Annotated in this window: 18 protein-coding genes and 1 pseudogene; 9 read left to right on the forward strand and 10 right to left on the reverse strand. The window is 64.7% G+C overall.

Going from position 1 to position 17,972, the window contains the following annotated elements:
* The first annotated feature begins 9 nt into the window (after nucleotides 1–9).
* The 3 genes from QFZ70_RS16705 to QFZ70_RS16715 all read left to right on the forward strand — a co-directional run bounded on the left by QFZ70_RS16705 (nucleotide 10) and on the right by QFZ70_RS16715 (nucleotide 4,434).
* Nucleotides 10–1,647, forward strand: coding sequence for an ATP-binding protein (locus QFZ70_RS16705; protein WP_307097919.1), 1,638 nt, complete (start codon nucleotides 10–12; stop codon nucleotides 1,645–1,647).
* A gap of 18 nt (nucleotides 1,648–1,665) precedes the next feature.
* Nucleotides 1,666–3,198, forward strand: coding sequence for a bifunctional diguanylate cyclase/phosphodiesterase (locus QFZ70_RS16710; RefSeq protein WP_307097199.1), 1,533 nt, complete (start codon nucleotides 1,666–1,668; stop codon nucleotides 3,196–3,198).
* Nucleotides 3,199–3,369: 171 nt separating this feature from the next.
* Nucleotides 3,370–4,434 (forward strand): EAL domain-containing protein, encoded by a 1,065-nt coding sequence (locus QFZ70_RS16715; protein WP_307097201.1) that lies wholly within the window; start codon nucleotides 3,370–3,372, stop codon nucleotides 4,432–4,434.
* Between the two features lie 83 nt (nucleotides 4,435–4,517).
* On the opposite strand, the gene QFZ70_RS16720 is transcribed toward QFZ70_RS16715, so the two are convergent.
* Nucleotides 4,518–4,754 (reverse strand): DUF6480 family protein, encoded by a 237-nt coding sequence (locus tag QFZ70_RS16720; RefSeq protein ID WP_307097202.1) that lies wholly within the window; start codon nucleotides 4,752–4,754, stop codon nucleotides 4,518–4,520.
* A gap of 138 nt (nucleotides 4,755–4,892) precedes the next feature.
* Between QFZ70_RS16720 and QFZ70_RS16725 the strand changes: the two genes are divergently transcribed.
* Complete coding sequence (locus QFZ70_RS16725) at nucleotides 4,893–5,357, forward strand: hypothetical protein (RefSeq protein WP_307097204.1); 465 nt, start codon at nucleotides 4,893–4,895, stop codon at nucleotides 5,355–5,357.
* Here QFZ70_RS16725 and QFZ70_RS16730 read toward each other — a convergent pair.
* From QFZ70_RS16730 to QFZ70_RS16750, 5 genes are all read right to left on the reverse strand, one after another.
* Entirely contained in the window at nucleotides 5,354–6,166 is an 813-nt protein-coding gene (locus QFZ70_RS16730; protein ID WP_307097206.1) for a glycerophosphodiester phosphodiesterase, read from the reverse strand. The genes QFZ70_RS16725 and QFZ70_RS16730 overlap by 4 nt on opposite strands.
* 44 nt (nucleotides 6,167–6,210) lie before the next feature.
* Nucleotides 6,211–6,459, reverse strand: a complete 249-nt coding sequence (locus QFZ70_RS16735) for a hypothetical protein (RefSeq protein ID WP_307097920.1) — start codon at nucleotides 6,457–6,459, stop codon at nucleotides 6,211–6,213.
* Nucleotides 6,460–6,557: 98 nt separating this feature from the next.
* Complete coding sequence (locus tag QFZ70_RS16740) at nucleotides 6,558–7,376, reverse strand: HAD family hydrolase (RefSeq protein ID WP_307097208.1); 819 nt, start codon at nucleotides 7,374–7,376, stop codon at nucleotides 6,558–6,560.
* A gap of 9 nt (nucleotides 7,377–7,385) precedes the next feature.
* Nucleotides 7,386–8,195 (reverse strand): IclR family transcriptional regulator, encoded by an 810-nt coding sequence (locus tag QFZ70_RS16745; RefSeq protein ID WP_307097210.1) that lies wholly within the window; start codon nucleotides 8,193–8,195, stop codon nucleotides 7,386–7,388.
* A gap of 86 nt (nucleotides 8,196–8,281) precedes the next feature.
* Nucleotides 8,282–9,535 (reverse strand): aminopeptidase P family protein, encoded by a 1,254-nt coding sequence (locus tag QFZ70_RS16750; RefSeq protein WP_307097212.1) that lies wholly within the window; start codon nucleotides 9,533–9,535, stop codon nucleotides 8,282–8,284.
* Nucleotides 9,536–10,008: 473 nt separating this feature from the next.
* On the opposite strand from QFZ70_RS16750, the gene QFZ70_RS16755 reads away from it, so the two are divergent.
* The 3 genes and pseudogenes from QFZ70_RS16755 (at nucleotide 10,009) to QFZ70_RS16765 (ending at nucleotide 14,110) form a co-directional block, all read left to right on the forward strand.
* Entirely contained in the window at nucleotides 10,009–11,112 is a 1,104-nt protein-coding gene (locus tag QFZ70_RS16755; RefSeq protein ID WP_307097213.1) for an S-(hydroxymethyl)mycothiol dehydrogenase, read from the forward strand.
* A complete protein-coding gene (locus QFZ70_RS16760) occupies nucleotides 11,112–11,732 on the forward strand; it encodes an MBL fold metallo-hydrolase (protein ID WP_307097215.1) in 621 nt (206 codons plus the stop codon). Before QFZ70_RS16755 ends, QFZ70_RS16760 begins: the two co-directional genes overlap by 1 nt.
* Nucleotides 11,733–11,757: 25 nt before the next feature.
* A pseudogene (locus QFZ70_RS16765) lies at nucleotides 11,758–14,110 on the forward strand (FdhF/YdeP family oxidoreductase).
* A gap of 81 nt (nucleotides 14,111–14,191) precedes the next feature.
* Here QFZ70_RS16765 and QFZ70_RS16770 read toward each other — a convergent pair.
* Nucleotides 14,192–14,410: a hypothetical protein gene (locus QFZ70_RS16770; RefSeq protein WP_307097217.1), complete on the reverse strand. Its 219-nt coding sequence runs from the start codon at nucleotides 14,408–14,410 to the stop codon at nucleotides 14,192–14,194.
* A gap of 116 nt (nucleotides 14,411–14,526) precedes the next feature.
* On the opposite strand from QFZ70_RS16770, the gene QFZ70_RS16775 reads away from it, so the two are divergent.
* Together QFZ70_RS16775 and QFZ70_RS16780 are read left to right on the forward strand one after the other, a co-directional pair.
* On the forward strand, nucleotides 14,527–15,372 hold the full coding sequence (locus QFZ70_RS16775) for a cyclopropane-fatty-acyl-phospholipid synthase family protein (RefSeq protein ID WP_307097219.1): 846 nt from the start codon (nucleotides 14,527–14,529) through the stop codon (nucleotides 15,370–15,372).
* Nucleotides 15,373–15,601: 229 nt separating this feature from the next.
* Nucleotides 15,602–16,339 (forward strand): hypothetical protein, encoded by a 738-nt coding sequence (locus QFZ70_RS16780; RefSeq protein WP_307097220.1) that lies wholly within the window; start codon nucleotides 15,602–15,604, stop codon nucleotides 16,337–16,339.
* Nucleotides 16,340–16,494: 155 nt separating this feature from the next.
* Here the strand turns inward: QFZ70_RS16780 and QFZ70_RS16785 are convergent, their stop codons facing one another.
* The 3 genes from QFZ70_RS16785 to QFZ70_RS16795 all read right to left on the reverse strand — a co-directional run bounded on the left by QFZ70_RS16785 (nucleotide 16,495) and on the right by QFZ70_RS16795 (nucleotide 17,837).
* Nucleotides 16,495–16,800 (reverse strand): hypothetical protein, encoded by a 306-nt coding sequence (locus tag QFZ70_RS16785; RefSeq protein WP_307097222.1) that lies wholly within the window; start codon nucleotides 16,798–16,800, stop codon nucleotides 16,495–16,497.
* 8 nt (nucleotides 16,801–16,808) lie between these two features.
* A complete protein-coding gene (locus tag QFZ70_RS16790) occupies nucleotides 16,809–17,525 on the reverse strand; it encodes a GAF and ANTAR domain-containing protein (protein ID WP_307097223.1) in 717 nt (238 codons plus the stop codon).
* An 87-nt stretch (nucleotides 17,526–17,612) separates the two neighbouring features.
* Complete coding sequence (locus QFZ70_RS16795) at nucleotides 17,613–17,837, reverse strand: ANTAR domain-containing protein (RefSeq protein WP_307097225.1); 225 nt, start codon at nucleotides 17,835–17,837, stop codon at nucleotides 17,613–17,615.
* Nucleotides 17,838–17,972: the final 135 nt, after the last annotated feature.

Consider the following 17,972-nt stretch of genomic DNA (forward strand, 5'->3'; position numbering starts at 1 on the left):
ACGGCTGACATGCCGTGGGACTCGGCTGTGCCCTGCACTGCTGTTATGGCGGACCCCGACGGCGGAAGGCTGGCGGTCAACGCGCAGGCACTGCGCGACGCCGGCTACGAGGTGCGTACTGCCGGCGATGCGGGCGCGCTGGCCGCCCTGCTCGAGGCAGGCGAACCCTCGGTGGTCGTCGTGGATACGTCCTTGTCGGCGGTGGAAGCAGAAGCCCCCGTCCTGGTGATGGTGGACCTGGACAGCGCCGCAGAACTTGCATCCATGCAGCCTCCTGGCATCCACGACTGCGTAGCCAAACCAGTGCCGCCGAAAGAACTGGTTCACCGGGCCACAGCACTCATCAGGCAGGTGTCCCGGCGGGCCGCGGCCCGGCAGGAAGCCGAAGGCCTCCGTGAGCAGCTGCGCCTGGTCTCGGCTGCCGTCCGGGGCACCAATGATCCGCAGGAAATTGCCCGCCTGGTAGTGGAGGGATTCGGCAGGACGTTCAAGGCGGACCATGTCCGGCTGACCACGTTTGCCGATGAGCGGGTTCCTCCGATTACCGCAACATGGACCCGGCCGGGGCTCGACAAGCTTCCAGCAGAAGCACTTCCGGATGAGGACTGCGCCCGGCACACGGCCAATAGGCTCTGGGCAGCGGCTGAAACCCTTTCCTTCGACGGGTCGGAAGAGGACACGAGGGCGGGTGAAGCATCGGGCACCCCGCGCCTTGCCCCTGCTGCTTCCCTGCTGGCGGTGCCGATGGGCGACGGAGGCTCCTCGCTGGGCATCATCTGGATCGTGATGCTGGACCAGCCGCGGCAATGGTCGCGCGCCGAGCTCGGACTGATCCAGCACGTGGCGGGCAACGCCGCGCACGGCCTGATCCAAAGCCACCTGATCAGCAGCCAGCAACAGGTGGTGAAGCAACTTCAGCAGCTCGACAAGGCGAAAACCGACTTCCTGGCCACCGTTAACCATGAGTTGAGGACGCCGCTGACGTCCATCATGGCGTATCTGGACATGATCCAGGAAAGCACTGATCAGCCCGTCTCCCCCGAAGTCCACCAGATGCTGGACATCGTGGTACGGAACACTGAGCGGCTCCGCATGCTGATCGAAGACATGCTGAGCGTGTCCCGCAACGGGCTCGATGACAACCTGATGCATCTCACCCCGGTGCGCCTGGGACAGACCCTGGACCTTGTTGCGGGCGCACTGCGTCCCCTGGCCCAACTGCAGAACGTAACCATCGCCGTCCACCCCCTCCCTGACGATCCGGAAATCCTGGCGGACGAGGTACAGCTGCAGCAGGTGTTCACCAACCTGGTGTCCAACGCCATTAAGTTCACCCCCAGCGGGGGCCGGATCGAGGTGGGCAGCGAATCGCGCGCGGCGGCCGACGGCACCAGGTGGGCCACCGTCCGCGTCGCGGACAACGGCATTGGCATCTCCAGCGAGGAAATCGACCAGGTCTTCACCCGGTTCTACCGCGCCTCCAACGCGATGTCCGGGGCCATCCCCGGAACCGGGCTGGGCCTGGCCATCACCAAGGATATAGTGGCGCGCCACGGCGGCCGCATCGACGTGGCGTCCACCCTGGGCGCGGGGACAACGGTCACCGTCAGCCTCCCGCTGGATCCCTGCCGCAGCCGGGCCAACTGAGCGCGGGAAGGAGGACCGATGTTTGCTGACAACGACCCCCGGCTCTCCCAACTGCTGGAGGGCATTGTCCGGTTGGCGTCCGGGGACCTCAGCTCCCGGATCGAGGTATCCGACGCCCGCGATGAGCTCGACGCCATCATCATGGGCACCAACCTCCTGGCCGAGGACCTGCAGATTATTTACGAGGAACTCGAACAGCGCGTGCAGGTGCGCACCCAGCTGTTGCACGAGGCCCACTTGGAAATGCAAAAGATGGCCATGCAGGACCCGCTGACCGGACTGGCGAACCGCTCGGCGCTCCTCGAGGCTTTACGCGCGGCCATTGACAACGGCGATGCCAATGAAGGGCCTGTCATCCTGCTGCTCGACCTCGATGCCTTCAAATCCATCAACGACAGCCTGGGCCACACCGCCGGGGACAACGTCCTGATCACTGTGGGGGAACGGATCCGCGGCGCAGTGCGCGCCACGGATGTCGTCGCACGCCTTGGTGGGGACGAATTCGCGATCGTGATGCCGGCGGTCTCCTCAGACCAGGCGGCCATCGTGGGGCACCGCATCCTTGCGGCCCTCAGCGAACCGATTGAGCTGCCGGGGAGAAGCGTGCGCTGCGGCGCGAGCATCGGGCTAAGTGTCGGCGGAACCGGCCAGACCCCCGAGGACATGCTGATGGAGGCCGACGTCGCCATGTACGCCTCCAAGGCGGAAGGCCAGAACAGGCTCCACCGGTTCGAGCCAGGCCTCCTTCTGGTCCGCAGGCTCCGCAGCCAACTGGTGGAGGATCTCCGGGCGGCGATCAAGAACGACGGACTGACCCTGCACTACCAGCCCGTTGTGGAACTTAGCTCCAGCCGGATCGAAGGCCTGGAGGCCCTGGTCCGCTGGAACCACCCGACGCGCGGACTCATCATGCCGGATGAGTTCATTCCACTGGCCGAGGATGCCGGCCTGATCTCCGAGCTTGGTTTGTGGGTGCTTCGCACGGCAGTGCGCCAGCTTCGGCAATGGATTGCCGCGTCCCTTGTGGACAGCCACTTTTCCGTCCGGATAAATATTTCCGCCACTGACCTGCAAAGCCTGCAGTTCATCGAGGATGTGCGGAATGTCCTGAAGGAAACCCGGGTCCGGCCGGAGCAGGTGGTCCTGGAACTGACGGAAGTGGCTATCGTCAAGGGCAACGAACTGGACCGCTACTCGCTCGGCGGGCTGCGCGGCCTTGGCGTGGGGATCGAGATCGACGACTTCGGAACCGGATATTCATCCATCAGCTACCTGCGCCGGCTGCCGGTGGACCGGGTGAAGGTGGACCGTTCCCTTATCTCCGGCCTCGGCACCGACCCCACCCAGCCCGCCCTGGTGGCTGCTGTCCTGCAACTCGTGCGCGCGTGCGGCCTGGAGGCTGTCTGGGAAGGCGTCGAGACCGCGGAGCAGGCCGAAATACTCCGCGGACTGGGGTGCCTCAGCGCCCAGGGCTATTACTTCAGCCGGCCTGTCCCGCCCGACGAGGTTCCCGGATTGCTCGCGGCCCAGCCGGAAAGCGCGAAGCAGTAAGCAAAAAACTACTGCGCTTTTGTTCGCACCGATATACGATCATCGTGCTGGGTCTGTTTTTCGTCGCCGCGGGTATCGCGGTTTGCCAGCAGCATGGAACTTTAGAAGCGGTTGGAAATTGAACAAAAAAGGGCCAATGGGTCATTACTTCGTCAACTGGGGGCGTAGCTAATGTCGGTTCGTGTACAGGCGTGGGGAATCATCGCCGCTGTGCTGGCGGATCCGGATCCTTCCGGGGCCGCTGTCCGGCAGCGACTTAGCAACAGCCTCGATGAGAATCCCGGCGTGCCCGAACGGGCTTTGCTGGAGTACCTCCTGGAAACGCGGCGCAGCGATGCCAATACCGTGGAAACGCTGGACAGCGCCCGGAAAATGCGCCTCGAACCAACGGCCATGCCACCGAAACTCGCTGAACAACTCGATGCGATCCGCAGCATGTCACGCATCAGCGCACTGCTCGAGAGCCAGATGCTGATGACGGCGTTCCAGCCCATCTACGGACTGTCCGAAGAAACCGTGGTGGGGGTCGAGGCACTGTCCCGGTTCGTCAGCGATGACGGCGCCGCCGCGGAACTGTGGTTCGCCGAGGCGGCGGCCGTGGGCCTGGGCGCCAACCTTGAGTTTTCGGCCCTCGGATCCGCCGCTGCGGCGGCCAGGGACCTTCCTGCGGATCTGTATGTTTCGCTCAACATTTCGCCCACGTCGTGCCTGGACCCGCGCCTGCCGGAACTGTTCCAGCACATAGACCTTCCCATCAGCCGCGTGGTGCTTGAACTGACGGAAACCATCAGCGACGAGGAGTACCCGCAGTTCATTGCAGCGGTCAACCCGCTGCGCGAGAAGGGCCTGCGCCTCGCCGTCGACGATACCCACTCGGGAGCCGGCGCGCTGAGCCGGATGGTGCACCTGCGGCCCGACTTCCTGAAGGTGGGCCGGAACGTCATCGGTGATGTGGACAATGACGGCATCCAGCGGGCCATGGTTGCCTGCCTGGTGGACTTCGCCGAGCAGATCGGCACCACCCTGGTGGCGGAGGGCATCGAGACAGTCGGCGAACTGAAGGTCCTGACAGAGCTTGGGATCAGCGCGGGCCAGGGCTACCTGCTGGGCAGGCCGTCCGTCCGGCCCCAGGACTGGACAAGCTGGAACACCAGCGTTGATTTGGACGGGCTGAAGCGCCAGCTGGTCGGCCCTGAAACGTCCGGCCGGATTTCTCCGCCCACCGATTCCCGCTGACGTCAGGCAGGGTCCGCCGAACCCTCAGGCGTCACCGCGACCCAACGGGCTTCGGGGACGGGTTGCTATCCGTTGCAGACCGGCTATTCGTCGTGGCCTTGGTCTGCGCTCATTTGATCCTCCGCGGGTGGAGTTTCCCCGGGCGGTACTCCCCCGCCGGGTTCCAGCCCCGTGACGTTGCCTGCCGCCGGGTCCGGATTGGCTGAACCGGCCACGTCCCGGCCACCTTCCCGGCCCGGACCGGCTTCCTTGGTTCCCTGCTGCTCTTTGCCCGGCTGGTCCGGGTTCGCGGGGTCGTTTTCCGGATGGTAGCTGCTCACAGTACTCGCCCTTCCTGCCCGGCCGTGGTCTGGTGCCCCAGCTCTGGACTAATTGTAAGCATGCTGATAATTCTGGAAGGGTAATGTTCCGGAAGTCCACCGGGGGCACCGGCACGCAATGTCAGAAGGAGCAGTCACATGGGTATCGGCGACAGCATCGGCAAGGCAGCAGAGAACGCCATGGAGGACCTGGCAGGAACAAGCAAGCCCACTGAGAAAATGGATGTTCCGGACCCTTCGGATCCCAACGACGATGTGGAAGTCCACTCCTCCCTCAGTGAGGGGTCCAACGCAATGGAAGCCGAGAAGCAAAAGGCTCCCGGGTTGAAAACCGGTGCGGCGCCGGGACCGGTTTCCGAAGCTCCCCTGGGCGGGGACGTCGAGGAAGGGGAAGACACCGGGACGCCGCACAGCGTCCAAGGTGGCAGGGGGGCGGATGCAACCGGAGTGGCCGGCAACGCCTCTGCGCCATCGGGCGGCACGGAAGGAGTTCCGCGCGATGTTCCGGGATCAGCAGGCCTGCCGGACGGCGATCCGGACGAACTGCGCGCAGATCCTTCCGAAGGGGACCAAGACCCGTCGACCAGCACCGGCCGGGGCTAGGAAACCTCCGGGTCAGGCCACTCGCCGCGCTCCTGCAGCACGTCCCGGAGAAGGTCCGCCCGGTCGGTCACGAGCCCGTCCACTCCGAGCTGCAGCAGCCAGCGCATCTCCTCGGGATCATTGACCGTCCACACATGGACCACGAGTCCCAGGGCGTGAGCGCGGCGCACAAACCCGGGCGTGACCACTTCAACCGCCCCGTACCGCACGGGAACCTGAAGCGCGTGGACGTCACGCAGGATGCGGCGGAGGACCAACCGGAAGACTGGTCCGGGCAGCACCCGGCCCAGGACCGTGAACAGGCCCACCGTGACAACCCCCGCCGACGACGCCACCGGACGGCTCAGCAGCTTCAGCACCGCCCGCCGTCGCCGGTCCGAGAAGCTGGTGACCAGGACGCGGGAGTGTGCTTGGTGGCGTTCAATCGCCGCAGCAAGGCTCCGGACCGAGTTCCAGTCCTTGACATCCACGTTCAGCCGGACACCGGGCAGCCCGGTGACCAGGTCATCGAAGGTGGGGATGGGCTCGCGGCCATCAATACGGGCGCGGGCCACCTCGGCTGCGGTGAGGTTCGCGACCCGCCCCGTCCCGTCCGTCACCCGGTCCAGTGTGTCATCGTGCAGGACGAGCACCACGCCGTCCGCCGTGGTGTGCACGTCGGTTTCCAGGTACCGGTAGCCGAGCTCGACGGCGGCGCGGAACGCGGCCATTGAATTCTCCAGCCCATCGTAGGAAAACCCGCGGTGGGCCATGGCGACAGGCAGCTGGGGGCCAGCAGCACCAGGGCTGCTGAAGAACGGCAAACTCACCCTGCGAGCGTACCGGAGTCCCCGGACGCCGGACTTGCCGGGCCCTAATCCTCTTCGGGAAGAACCTCCACGCCGTCGCTGCAGTGCAGCAGGGTGCGGCCACGGCCGCCGTCGAGGTTGATCCACACTGCCGCGTGGTCCCCGGTGATTGCGTCCACCAGGCCGCCGGCCTCGAATCCGGGTGAGAAGACCACGCGGACGCGGTCGCCCTGGCGCAGCTGCTTCCAGTGCGGCGCGGGGGTTGCCCTGCGCAGCGGCGCATCAACAGCGTCGTGCTTGACGTTCTTTGCCATCATTACCCCTTGACCCGAGAAGGGGAGGTGTCGGCTCCCCGCCCTCCACGTTACAGAGAAGAAGTGAACGCAAGGTGAGCGTCAGCTGTGAATTGAGCTCAGGGAAGTTTGACACCCAGCGACGCCAGGCGGGCCTCGAGAACCTGGGCCACGCCGTCGTCGTCGAAATGGGGTGCCTGCTGCCCTGCGGCGAGAATGGCTTCCGGGTGTCCGCTGGCCATTGCGTAGCCGTGGCCTGCCCAACGGAGCATCTCGATGTCGTTGGGCATGTCTCCGAACGCCACAACATCGGCGGCGCCGATACCCAGCGAGGCGGCATATTCGGCGAGCGTCACTGCCTTGTTGACGCCGGGAAGGCACAGCTCCAGCATGGACACGCCGGGCGAGGAGTGCGTGGCGGCGGCCAGGTGTTCGACGGCGGGCCGCACCTCAGCCAGGAAGTCGTCGGGATTGCCCTCCCGGACAATCGCCAGGAACTTCACGACGGCGTCATCCGCGGTGAGAGTTTCGGCCAGCGGCGCCGGGGTGAATTCGGAGAGCAGTTCGCTGGACTCGTTTTCGATGAAGCCGGGTTCGAGGTGGAATCCGGTCAGTGTTTCCGCCGCAAACAGGGCGCCCGGCCGGAGCTCCTTGATGATGTGGCGGATCTCCAGCACGGACTTGATGGCGAGGGTGCGGGCGGAGACCAGCTGCTCGGCTTCGAGGTCCCAGACCACGGCACCGTTGGAGCAGATGACCGTGCCGGCGTGGCCGAGTTGGTCCTGCAGGGGGTGCAGCCAGCGCGGCGGCCGGCCGGTGACAAAAACGAGTTCGACGCCGGCGTCCCGGCAGGCATGGAAGGCGCGGACAGTGCGGTCACTGATCTTTCCGTCGTGCCCGAGGATCGTTCCGTCTATGTCACTTGCCACCAACCGCATCCTGCCAGTCTACGTGGCGGTTCCGCGCACCCTTCCGCCCAGGCGGGCTGTGACCTTCCCGGCTGCGGCGGCGCATGATTCACCGAGCGCCTGCAACCGGTCCTGGGATACGCGGAACCGGGGCGCCGGGATCAGGACCGCGGCCACCACTTCGCCGCGGTGGTCGTAGACAGGCGCTGCCAGGCCCACTTCGTCAATGGAGGTTTCCCCGTAGTTGATGGCCCAGCCGCGCCGGAGGTCGTCCTTCAGACGGACAAGGTAGGCGTCCAGGCTGGGCTCATCCAGGCCCGGGTAGGTGATGGCACCACTGCTGAGGAGGGAACGGACGCGGGGTTCCGGTTCCCGGGCGAGGAACACCTGCACGGAAGCGCTGAGGGCGTCGCTGTAGCGGGCACCGAGCGGGGTGGTGTGCTTGATCTGGTGGTGGCTGGGGATCTGCTCCACACAGATGGACTCGTCCCCGCTCCACACCATGAGCGCGCTGGTTTCGCCGGTCTGCTCCGACAGTTCGCGCAGCACCGGGTAGGCAACGCGCCGCTCCTCGAGCTCCGCCAGCAGGGGTCCCGCCACCGCAATCAACCCGAGTCCCAGCCGGAAGCGGCGGGTCTCGGCGTCCCGTTCCACCAGGTGTTCCTGCTCGAAGGTGGCCAGGATCCTGGAGACGGTGCTTTTGTGCAGCCCGACGCGGTTGGCGATCTCGGTGACCCCGAGGAGCGGCTCATCCGCCGTGAAGGTGCGGAGGACGGCGATCGCGTTGACGATGACGGACGCACCCTTGCTGTCGCCGCTGCCTGTGGTCTCGGGTTCTGTTGCGCTCATGGTGCTACCCATCATTCCCTAAGGGCGGCCGGAAGCGGCGCCACCGGATTGATGACGCCGCTTCCAGGTATGGCACCGTTGAAAAACTAGGCACCGATGATGTTGTACTCGGGACCGAACGGGAACTTGGTGATGTTCTCGGCACCGTCCTCCCCCACCACCAGGATGTCGTGCTCGCGGTAGCCGCCGGCGCCCGGCTGGCCGTCCAGGACCGTGATCATCGGTTCCATGGACACCACCATGCCCGGTTCGAGCACGGTATCGATGTCCTCGCGGAGCTCCAGACCGGCTTCCCGGCCGTAGTAGTGGCTGAGGACGCCGAACGAGTGTCCGTAGCCGAAGGTGCGGTTGGCCAGCAGGCCATGGCCGACGTAGATCTCGTTGAGTTCGGCGGCGATGTCCTTGCAGACCGCCCCCGGCTTGATAAGTTCGAGGCCGCGCTTGTGGACTTCGACGTTGATGTTCCACAGCTCCAGGGAGCGGGCGTCGGGTTCGCCGTAGAACAGGGTGCGCTCAAGGGCGGTGTAGTAGCCGGAGGTCATGGGGAAGCAGTTCAGGGACAGGATGTCGTGTTCCTGGATTTTGCGGGTGGTGGCCCAGTTGTGAGCGCCGTCGGTGTTGATGCCGGACTGGAACCACACCCAGGTGTCGCGGATTTCGGAGTCGGGGAAGGTCCGGGCGATCTCGTGCACCATGGCCTCGGTGCCGATCAGGGCGACCTCGTACTCGGAGATTCCGGCGGTAATGGCGTTGCGGATGGCTTCGCCGCCTAGGTCACCGATCCGTGCTCCGTGCTTGATGACCTCGATTTCCTCGGCGGATTTGATCATGCGCTGGCGCATGGCTGCCTGCGCCACGTCCACCAGGGTTGCGGAGGGGAATGCGGCCTGGATCTTGTTGCGGTTCTCCAGCGGTAGGGAGTCGTCCTCGACGCCGAGACGGCGGGGGTTGATGCCGCGGGTGCGCAGGACTTCCTGGATGGCGAAGATGTAGTTGTCGCGGCGCCAGTCCGTGTAGACGATGTTATCGCCGTAGCTCCGCCGCCAAGGCATCCCGGCGTCGATATTGGCGGTCACGGTGACGGTGTCATCCTTGGTGACCACCATGCCGTAGGGGCGGCCGAACGTGGTGAACAGGAAGTCGGAGTAGTACTTGATGGAGTGGTAGCTGGTGAGGACGACGGCGTCGAGGTCCTTTTCTTCCATGATGCGGCGGAGCCCGGCGAGCCTGCGCTCAAACTCGGCGGCAGAGAAGGTGAGGCGGACTTTTTCGCCGTTCTTGAGGACCTTCGTGCGCTCCAGTTCGGCGACGGTGGTGGCGTTCTCGGTGGTGATGGTCATCGTGGTGGGCCTTTCTGGGGTTCTACGAAGCTAGAAGAGGAGCGGTTGCAATCTGCGCAACGCTGTTGCAACAGCCTAGGGGTGATTTTCACCACGGTCAATGGGCTTCCGTATCTGCGATCGCAATTTTGGCGGCAATGCAGGACGGTACGGCACCGATGCATTCACTGAAGCAATCTCGCCATACGTTGCGATAATAGGAATCGCGTTGCGCAGGTGCGGCTACGAGGCCTGAAAATATAACAAGGGCGGGCGTTGTACTCGGCACTTCTCTTGACACCCGTTGTGACGGCTGACATATTTTCAGTACGCGCTATGTGCATCGTGTTGTGCATTACGCAATTAGGACGTGAGCGGCCAAAGCGCACTGGGCTGGGGAGCGGCAGCAATGAGAAGGTTGAACCCGGGCCGGTTGGCCTGCCCGGAATACCGCGGCCAGGAGTCCGGGGACTTAGGAAAGGAACACCAGTTTCATGGTTCACAAAGTCAAGGCAGTCATTGCCAAGGAAAAGAACGCCCCGGTGTCAGTGCAGACCATCCTGGTTCCGGACCCGGGTCCGGGTGAGGCCCTGGTGGACATCCTGACCTGCGGGGTCTGCCACACAGACCTGCATTACAAGCAGGGTGGCATCACCGACGATTTCCCCATCCTGCTGGGCCACGAGGCTACGGGTGTGGTCAGCGCCGTTGGCGAGGGCGTCACCGAAGTTGCCCCGGGTGACCGCGTCATCCTGAACTGGCGTGCCGTCTGCGGTGAGTGCCGGGCATGTGCCAAGGGCCAGCCGCAGTACTGCTTCAACACGCACAACGCCACGCAGAAGATGACCCTTGAGGACGGTACGGAGCTCTCCCCCGCGCTGGGCATCGGTGCTTTCGCCGAGAAGACCCTCGTGGCGGCAGGGCAGTGCACCAAAGTCGACCCCGAGGCTGATGCTGCCGCCGTCGGGCTGCTGGGCTGCGGCGTGATGGCCGGCATCGGTGCCGCCATTAACACCGGCGAGGTCAAGCGCGGCGAATCCGTGGCCGTGATCGGCTGTGGCGGCGTGGGCATCGCCGCGATCGCCGGGGCCAGGCTGGCCGGCGCCACCACCATCATCGCCGTGGACATCGACGCCAACAAAGTGGAAATGGCCAAATCCCTGGGCGCCACCCACGGCGTGGACTCCAGCAAGGAAGACCCCATCGAGGCCATCCGCGCCCTCACCAACGGCAACGGCGCAGACGTGGTGATTGACGCCGTCGGACGTCCCGAAACGTACAAGCAGGCGTTCTACGCCCGCGACCTCGCTGGCCGCGTGGTGCTGGTGGGCGTCCCGACGCCGGACATGCAGCTCGAGTTGCCCCTGCTGGACGTCTTTGGCCGGGGCGGGTCGCTGAAGTCCTCCTGGTACGGCGACTGCCTGCCCTCCCGCGACTTCCCCATGCTGGTGGCGCACTACAAGCAGGGCAACCTGGACCTGGACGCGTTTGTCACCGAACGCATCACCATCGAGCAGGTGGAAGAAGCCTTCGCCAGGATGCACGAGGGCAAGGTCCTGCGCTCCGTCGTTGAGATCGAGCCGGCGGTGGCTTCCTGATGGGTGTCCAGATCGAGAACCTGGTCACCTCGGGCACGTTTTCGCTCGACGGCGGCACCTGGGACGTGGACAACAACGTCTGGATCGTGGGCAACGACGAGGAATGCGTCATCATCGACTCCCCGCACGACGCCGCCGCGATCATCAACCAGGTGAAGGGCCGGAAGGTCCTGGCCATCCTCCTCACGCACGCGCACAACGACCACATCGGTGCCGCCCGCGAGGTAGCCGACGCCGTCGGAGCCCCGATCCACCTGAACCCGGAAGACCACATCCTGTGGGAGCAGGTCTACCCGGACTTCAAACCGGACCGTTCCCTGGCTGATGGTGACGTATTCGAGGTGGGCGGGGCGACGCTGCAGGCGATCCACACGCCCGGCCACTCCCCCGGTTCCACCTGCTTCTACCTCGAAAGCGAAGGGACCGTCTTCACCGGGGACACACTCTTCAACGGCGGCCCGGGTGCCACCGGCCGCTCGTACAGCGATTACCCCACCATCCTCACCTCCATCCGCGAACGGCTGCTGACGCTGCCGCCCGAAACCGTGGTCCGCACAGGGCACGGCGACAACACAACGATCGAGGCCGAGCGGGAAACGCTGGCGAAGGTTTCGCAGTAGTCAGTGAACTAAGGAAGTTGGAACAATGAAGTTCGGCAAGCAGCCCGCCCCCGTGGCGGACATCAATGAGGACAACCTCGAAGTCCACAAGCCGAAAACGGAGGCGGCGGGCGTCAAGGCCGTGATGGTGGCGCTGGAGCGCGCCGTGGCCCAGGCCGGGGTGACGCGGACGACGCAGTCGCTGCTGCGGTTGAACCAGCGGGGCGGGTTCGACTGCCCGGGCTGTGCCTGGCCGGAGTCGGACAAGAAGCGCAAGGCTGCAGAGTTCTGTGAGAACGGCGCCAAGGCCGTGGCCGAGGAAAACACCCTTCGGACGGTGGGCGCCGAGTTCTGGGCCCGGCATTCCATTGCTGAGCTCGCAACGAAGACGGAGTACTGGCTGGGCAACCAGGGCCGGCTGAGTGAACCGGTGGTGATCCGGGAGGGTGAAACGCACTATTCGCCGATTTCCTGGGCGGACGCCTTCGAGCTGATCGGCGAGCACGTCCGGGCCAGCACTCCGGACCGCTGTGTCTTCTACACCTCCGGGCGCACGGCGAACGAGACGGCCTTTATGTACCAGTTGTTCGCCCGTGCCCTGGGTACCAACAACCTGCCGGACTGCTCAAACATGTGCCACGAGTCCTCGGGCTCGGCGCTGAACCCGACCATCGGGATCGGCAAGGGGACAGTGTCGCTGGATGATATCCACGATTCCGAGCTGATCTTCGTCGTCGGGCAGAACCCGGGGACCAACCACCCCCGGATGCTGTCCGCGCTGAAGGAATGCAAGGACAAGGGCGGCAAGGTGGTGGCAGTCAATCCGCTGCCCGAGGCCGGACTGTTCAACTTCAAGGATCCCCAGACGGTCTCGGGTGTGGTGGGCGGCGGAACGCCGCTGGCCGACGAGTACCTGCAGATCAAGGTGGGCGGTGACCTGGCACTGTTCCAGGCGCTGGGCCACCTCCTCCTGGCCGAGGAGGCACGCAACCCGGGCACCGTCGTCGACCATTCCTTCGTGGAAGCGCAGACGGACGGGTTCGACGCCTACCGCGAGGCCCGCGGTGAGCTTGACTGGGCGGAAACCGAAAAGGCCACCGGCCTGTCCCGCGAACAGATCGAAACCGTGGCCGGGATGCTGATCCGGTCCAAGGCCACCATCTTCTGCTGGGCCCTGGGCGTCACACAGCAGCCGCACTCGGTGGACACCATCAAGGAAATGGTCAACGTCCTGCTGCTGCAGGGCAACTTCGGCAAGCCAGGCGCCGGAGCCTGCCCGGTCCGCGGCCACTCCAACGTCCAGGGCGACCGGACCATGGGCATCTGGGGAAAAACCGAAGGAATGGCTCCTCGAAGCCTTGGATGGCGAGTTTGGGATCACTTCCCCGCGGCACCACGGCCATGACGCAGTGGAGGCCATGGAGGCCTTCGAACGCGACGAGGTGGACGTCTTTGTGTCCATGGGTGGCAATTTCTCCCTGGCGTGCTCAGACACCGAAACCCTCGAGGCCGGCATGCAGCGGATCGGCCTGACCGTGCACATTTCCACCAAACCGAACCGTTCGCATGTGGTGCACGGCCGCACCTCGCTGATCCTCCCGACCCTGGGCAGGACGGACAAGGACGACAAGCACCCCAAGGGCGCCCAGTTCCTGTCCGTGGAGGACTCCATGTCCGTGGTCCACTCCACACAGGGCAGGCTGACGCCGGTATCCGAGCACCTGCTGGCCGAGCCGGTCATCGTGGCGAGGATGGCCGAGGCGACCTTTGGTCCGGACCACCCGGTGGACTGGAAAGGCATGGCCGAGGACTACGACGTGATCCGCGAGCACATTGAACGCGTCCTGCCTGGCTTCGAGGACTTCAACGCCCGGGTCCGGACCAAGAACGGCTTTGTCCTGCCCAACCCGCCGCGGGACACCCGTTCCTTCAAGACGGACATCGGCCGCGGCCGGTTCACGGTCAGCCCGCTGGAATACCTCACCCCGCCGGACGGGCACCTGGTGCTCCAGACCATCCGCAGCCACGACCAGTACAACACCACCTACTACGGCCTTGACGACCGCTACCGCGGCATCTCCGGCGGCCGCCGCGTGATCCTGATCCACCCGGAGGACCTGGCCGAGCTCGGCTTCCAAGACCGGGACCTCGTGGACGTGGTCAGCACCTTCCGCGGTGTCGACCGCCACGCCGAGAAATTCCGCCTCGTGGCCTACCCCACCGCCAAGGGCTGCGCCGCGGCGTACTTCCCCGAGGCCAACGCCCTGGTCCACAAGGAGAACGTGGCGCGGGAGTCCAACACTCCGGGCTTCAAGGCGATGTTTGTCCGCTTTGTCCCGCATCTTGCGGAAACCACCGAGGTGGAGGCTTCCGGGGAGCTTGAGCCGGCGACGGTCTAGTTCCTCACGCCGTTACACAGCGACGGCGACATTCGGGTTTGTGCCGAATGTCGCCGTCGTCAGTTTTTTTTGAGTCTCCGCCTACACCGGGTTGTTTCCGTCAGGCTGGGCTTCGGGATCCAGGTCCTTGCCGTAGCCGGTGGCAGAAGCAAGCCCTCCCACCTGTTGTCCGGCGTTGGTTTGTCCCGGCGTGAAACCGCTGTCCGGCGCGTCCTGCGCTTCTCCCCCGGAATCTGGCGCAACGTCCTGCCGCAGGTGCTCGTCGTCAGGAATGTCTTTGGAAACCTCTTCGTCAACCATTTCACCAGCCAAGCATCAGTGGCCTGCCACCGCAAGGGGTTCCGCGCGTGGTGGCAGCTATGGAGTCTTGGGCTGAAACCTTCCGATGGCAAGGGCTGGCGTTGTAACGTGATGGCGTGATCGTCCCCGATATTCCCCAGAACGCCGTGGCGGTCGCGGATCACTACGACGAGCTCGATCCGATCTATCGTCGAGTGTGGGGCGAGCATGTTCATCACGGGCTCTGGGCAACGGGTCGCGAGACGCCCGCCGAGGCCGTCGAGGCGCTAGTCGACACGGTCGCTGACCGGCTGCGTCTTATGCCCGGCGAGGCGTGCGTCGACATCGGCTGCGGCTATGGCTCCACCGCACGGCAACTCGCGGTGACGCGCAAGGTCCGCGTCGCCGGCTTCACGCTTTCAGCTGAGCAGGCCCACTACGCCGCCGCCCATCCCGTACCCGATGTGGACATCCATCTCCGCGACTGGCTCGTCAACGGACTGCCAAATACCTCGGCCAATGCCGCATGGGCGATCGAGTCGAGCGAGCACATGGTCGACAAGCCCAGGTTCTTCGACGAGGCGCATCGCGTGTTATCGCCCGGTGGCCGCTTCGTCGTCTGCGCGTGGCTCGCCGAGACTGATGCCAGCGGTTGGAAGGTTCGCCACCTGCTCGAGCCGATCTGCCGTGAAGGGCGCCTGCCCTCGATGGGCACGCGCGAGGAGTATGAGGCGATGGCAGTGGCGGCAGGCTTTGCGATCGATGGCTATGAGGATGTCAGCCGCCGCGTCGCGCGCACATGGACGATCTGCGCCCGTCGACTTGTGAAAGCCTTGCTCGTCGACCGCGAGACCCGTCGCCTCGCCCTTGGCGCACGCAACCGCATCTTCGTTCTGAGCTTCCCCCGCCTGATCCTGGCCTACCGCACTGGTGCGATGCGCTATGGGATATTCACGCTGTCTAAGGCGACGGAGAGCAGCTGACACTCGTGTGGGCGCTCTAGTGAGGTGGTCGGGTAGGCAGGTAGAGGTGCCGGGAAAGACAGGTAGCAGCGGCTCTGGTGCCTGTTTGCCCGCCAGTCGTAGGCTCTGAGCAATCACGCCGGCCGGGTGGGCAGGTTCACTGTGCGGCCACTCCACCATAGAGGGTGCGATTCCGGGATGTGCCCGCGAAACCCGCGGGCAGGCCGGCCCAAGGGGACGGGAATAATTCATGCATCGAAGCATTGCACCAGCGACACTTGCCATCGCAGCAGCGGCGTTAAGCCTCACAGGCTGCGGCGGGCCGGACCAAACAAACACGACCCCACCGCCCGCGGCCACGTCCTCCTCCGCGACGACCGCCTCAGCGCCGGCCAAGGCCTACAGCAACGAGGACCTCAATGCAATTGTCACCGGCCTCAAGGATGCCCAGGGGAATGCCCTGACCGTGGTCCCGGCCGCCCAGATCGACCAGGGGTTGATAGCAGCCCGGGAAATGCTCAAAACCGCGGTTATAACGCCCGAGGCCTGCGGGGTGCTGTTTGATAACAACACCCAGGTTCCCGAGGGCAGCACCTACGCCGCCGGGGCGAGCCTGGCGGGGAAGGCTCAGACGGCGACGGTCATGACGGTGTTCGCGGTCAAAGACCCTTCGGTGATGAGTGCCCAATACGAGAAGAGCGCAGCGGCGCTGGATGACTGCTCCACCTACACCGTCGAGTTGAAGGGCAAGAAGATCACCAGCGAATTGAAACCTGTGAGCGCCGAGGTGCAGGCCGATAATTCGATGGCTGCACTGACCATCCAGACCACCCCGGAGGGGCAGAAGCAGGTCTGCAATCTCACCGTCTTCGGAGTCAAGGGGAACCTGGCGGTCACTGCTATGAAGAGCGGTACCGTGGGTGCAGTCACCGCAGCCGACGCACCCGAACTCGCCAAGCTCGTCAACGCAGCCCTCGCCGCAGGCTGACGAATGCATCGTGCGGGCGCCCGTTTCAGAGCCGCTCTGGAATTCATCCGGGCAACCAGCTATGGCATTTGGCCACGTAAGTCAGTTGAACCCTCTAAACGAAGGAGCAGCGTTATGCGTGCAGCCGAGGTGACGGGTGGGGCATGATCGGGAATTCACAGGGCGTTGTCATCCTGAGAGGGTTCAAGCCCTTCCCCCGGTTTGGTTCCGTTTTGGCTGTAGGGTGCCAGACGCCGCGGGGGCAGCTCTTTGATCAGCTCATTGACGGCGTGGGCGACGAGGTTACGTTCGTGGGCTGACAATTCCATGGAACCGTTCAGGTACGCGTCGAGCTCGTACTCGCCGGCAGCGCCGGTGAAGCTGAAATAGCGCATCCAGACAGCATGCAATGGAAGCCCGGCTTCTTCCATTGCGTCCCGGGTGGCCTGTGCCTGTTCGTCCGGGTCATCTAAAACCTCCACCGGGACTCCTACTCGTCGGTCATTCCACTGACGATTTCCCTTGCGACAAGATACAGAGGCTTATCTTCTCCCCGGGAAGCCGACAGCATGACGTTGAGTGCATCCTGGGATGTGATGTTCATTCGCCCGATGAGCACTCCTTGTGCCGTGGAAATCATGTCACGCTGAGCCAGGGCGTCCACCAGCTGTGAACTCAGCCGCTGGGTGGCTTCCCTGTCCCGGGCGTTACCGAGCATGACGGCGGCAGGAACGGCCAGCCGCTCGATCAGGAAGATCGAGTGGTCATCAAAGACGTGAGGCGCCGGGGAGTAGACCTTGAAGGCTCCGATATGCCGTCCCTCGGTGGTGAGAGGGGCACTCAGAACGGACCGTAGGGGCAGATTTGCTACTGCCGCGGTCCATTCCGGCCACCGCGTCTCTTCCCTGGTGTCTTGAATGATGACGGCGCGCTGTTCTGCCCAGGCGCTCAGGCATGGCCCCTGGCCGAGCTCGTACTGCAGTTTGTCCGCCTGAAGCACCACCGGATCAGTTGCCCCGGCGCTTTCCCTGCGGCCTCGCGCGTTGATCAGCGAAGCGCCGGCGCCGGTTGCATTGGGTACCGAGTCCTTGAGGACGTACGCAAGGGACTGCACGGCTTTGGATGCCTTCTCCTCGGTGAGGAACCCACCTGCCATCTGTTCCGTCAGCGCAGCAAGCCTGCCTGTTAGTGGCAATGGATTGTCCATGGCTGCCTCACCTCTGTCATGCCCCGTGCGGTCCGGGCTGACGCGGAACGTGATCGTCTCATTTCTGCTTCCTTCCGCTCTGGGCGTTTATGACATTGAATCGGAGTGCAGGGTGTGAGCGGCACCGTTGAAGCGTGCCAGGACGGAGAGAGCGACGTCCCGCAACTTCTCGTTGCGGTTGCTGAAAGCTTTCATCAGATTGTTCACGGCTTCCTGCTGTGAGCAACCGGTCTGGGCCATGCTGACGCCGGAGGCTAAATCAATAGCCGTCCGGCACTCCAAAGCAGCCGCCAGGTCGCACCACGGTCCCACTCAAAAGTCTAGCCTTATCGCCCAGCTATGCCGCCCCCTGAAGCTGGCGTTGAAAAAGCCGCACAGTGAAGGTCCCCACCGGGTCCGGACACGAGGAAGGCCTGCCGGCTTGGGAACTTCCCAAGCCGGCAGGCC

Source organism: Arthrobacter sp. V1I9 (assembly GCF_030817075.1).
Taxonomy (GTDB): domain Bacteria; phylum Actinomycetota; class Actinomycetes; order Actinomycetales; family Micrococcaceae; genus Arthrobacter.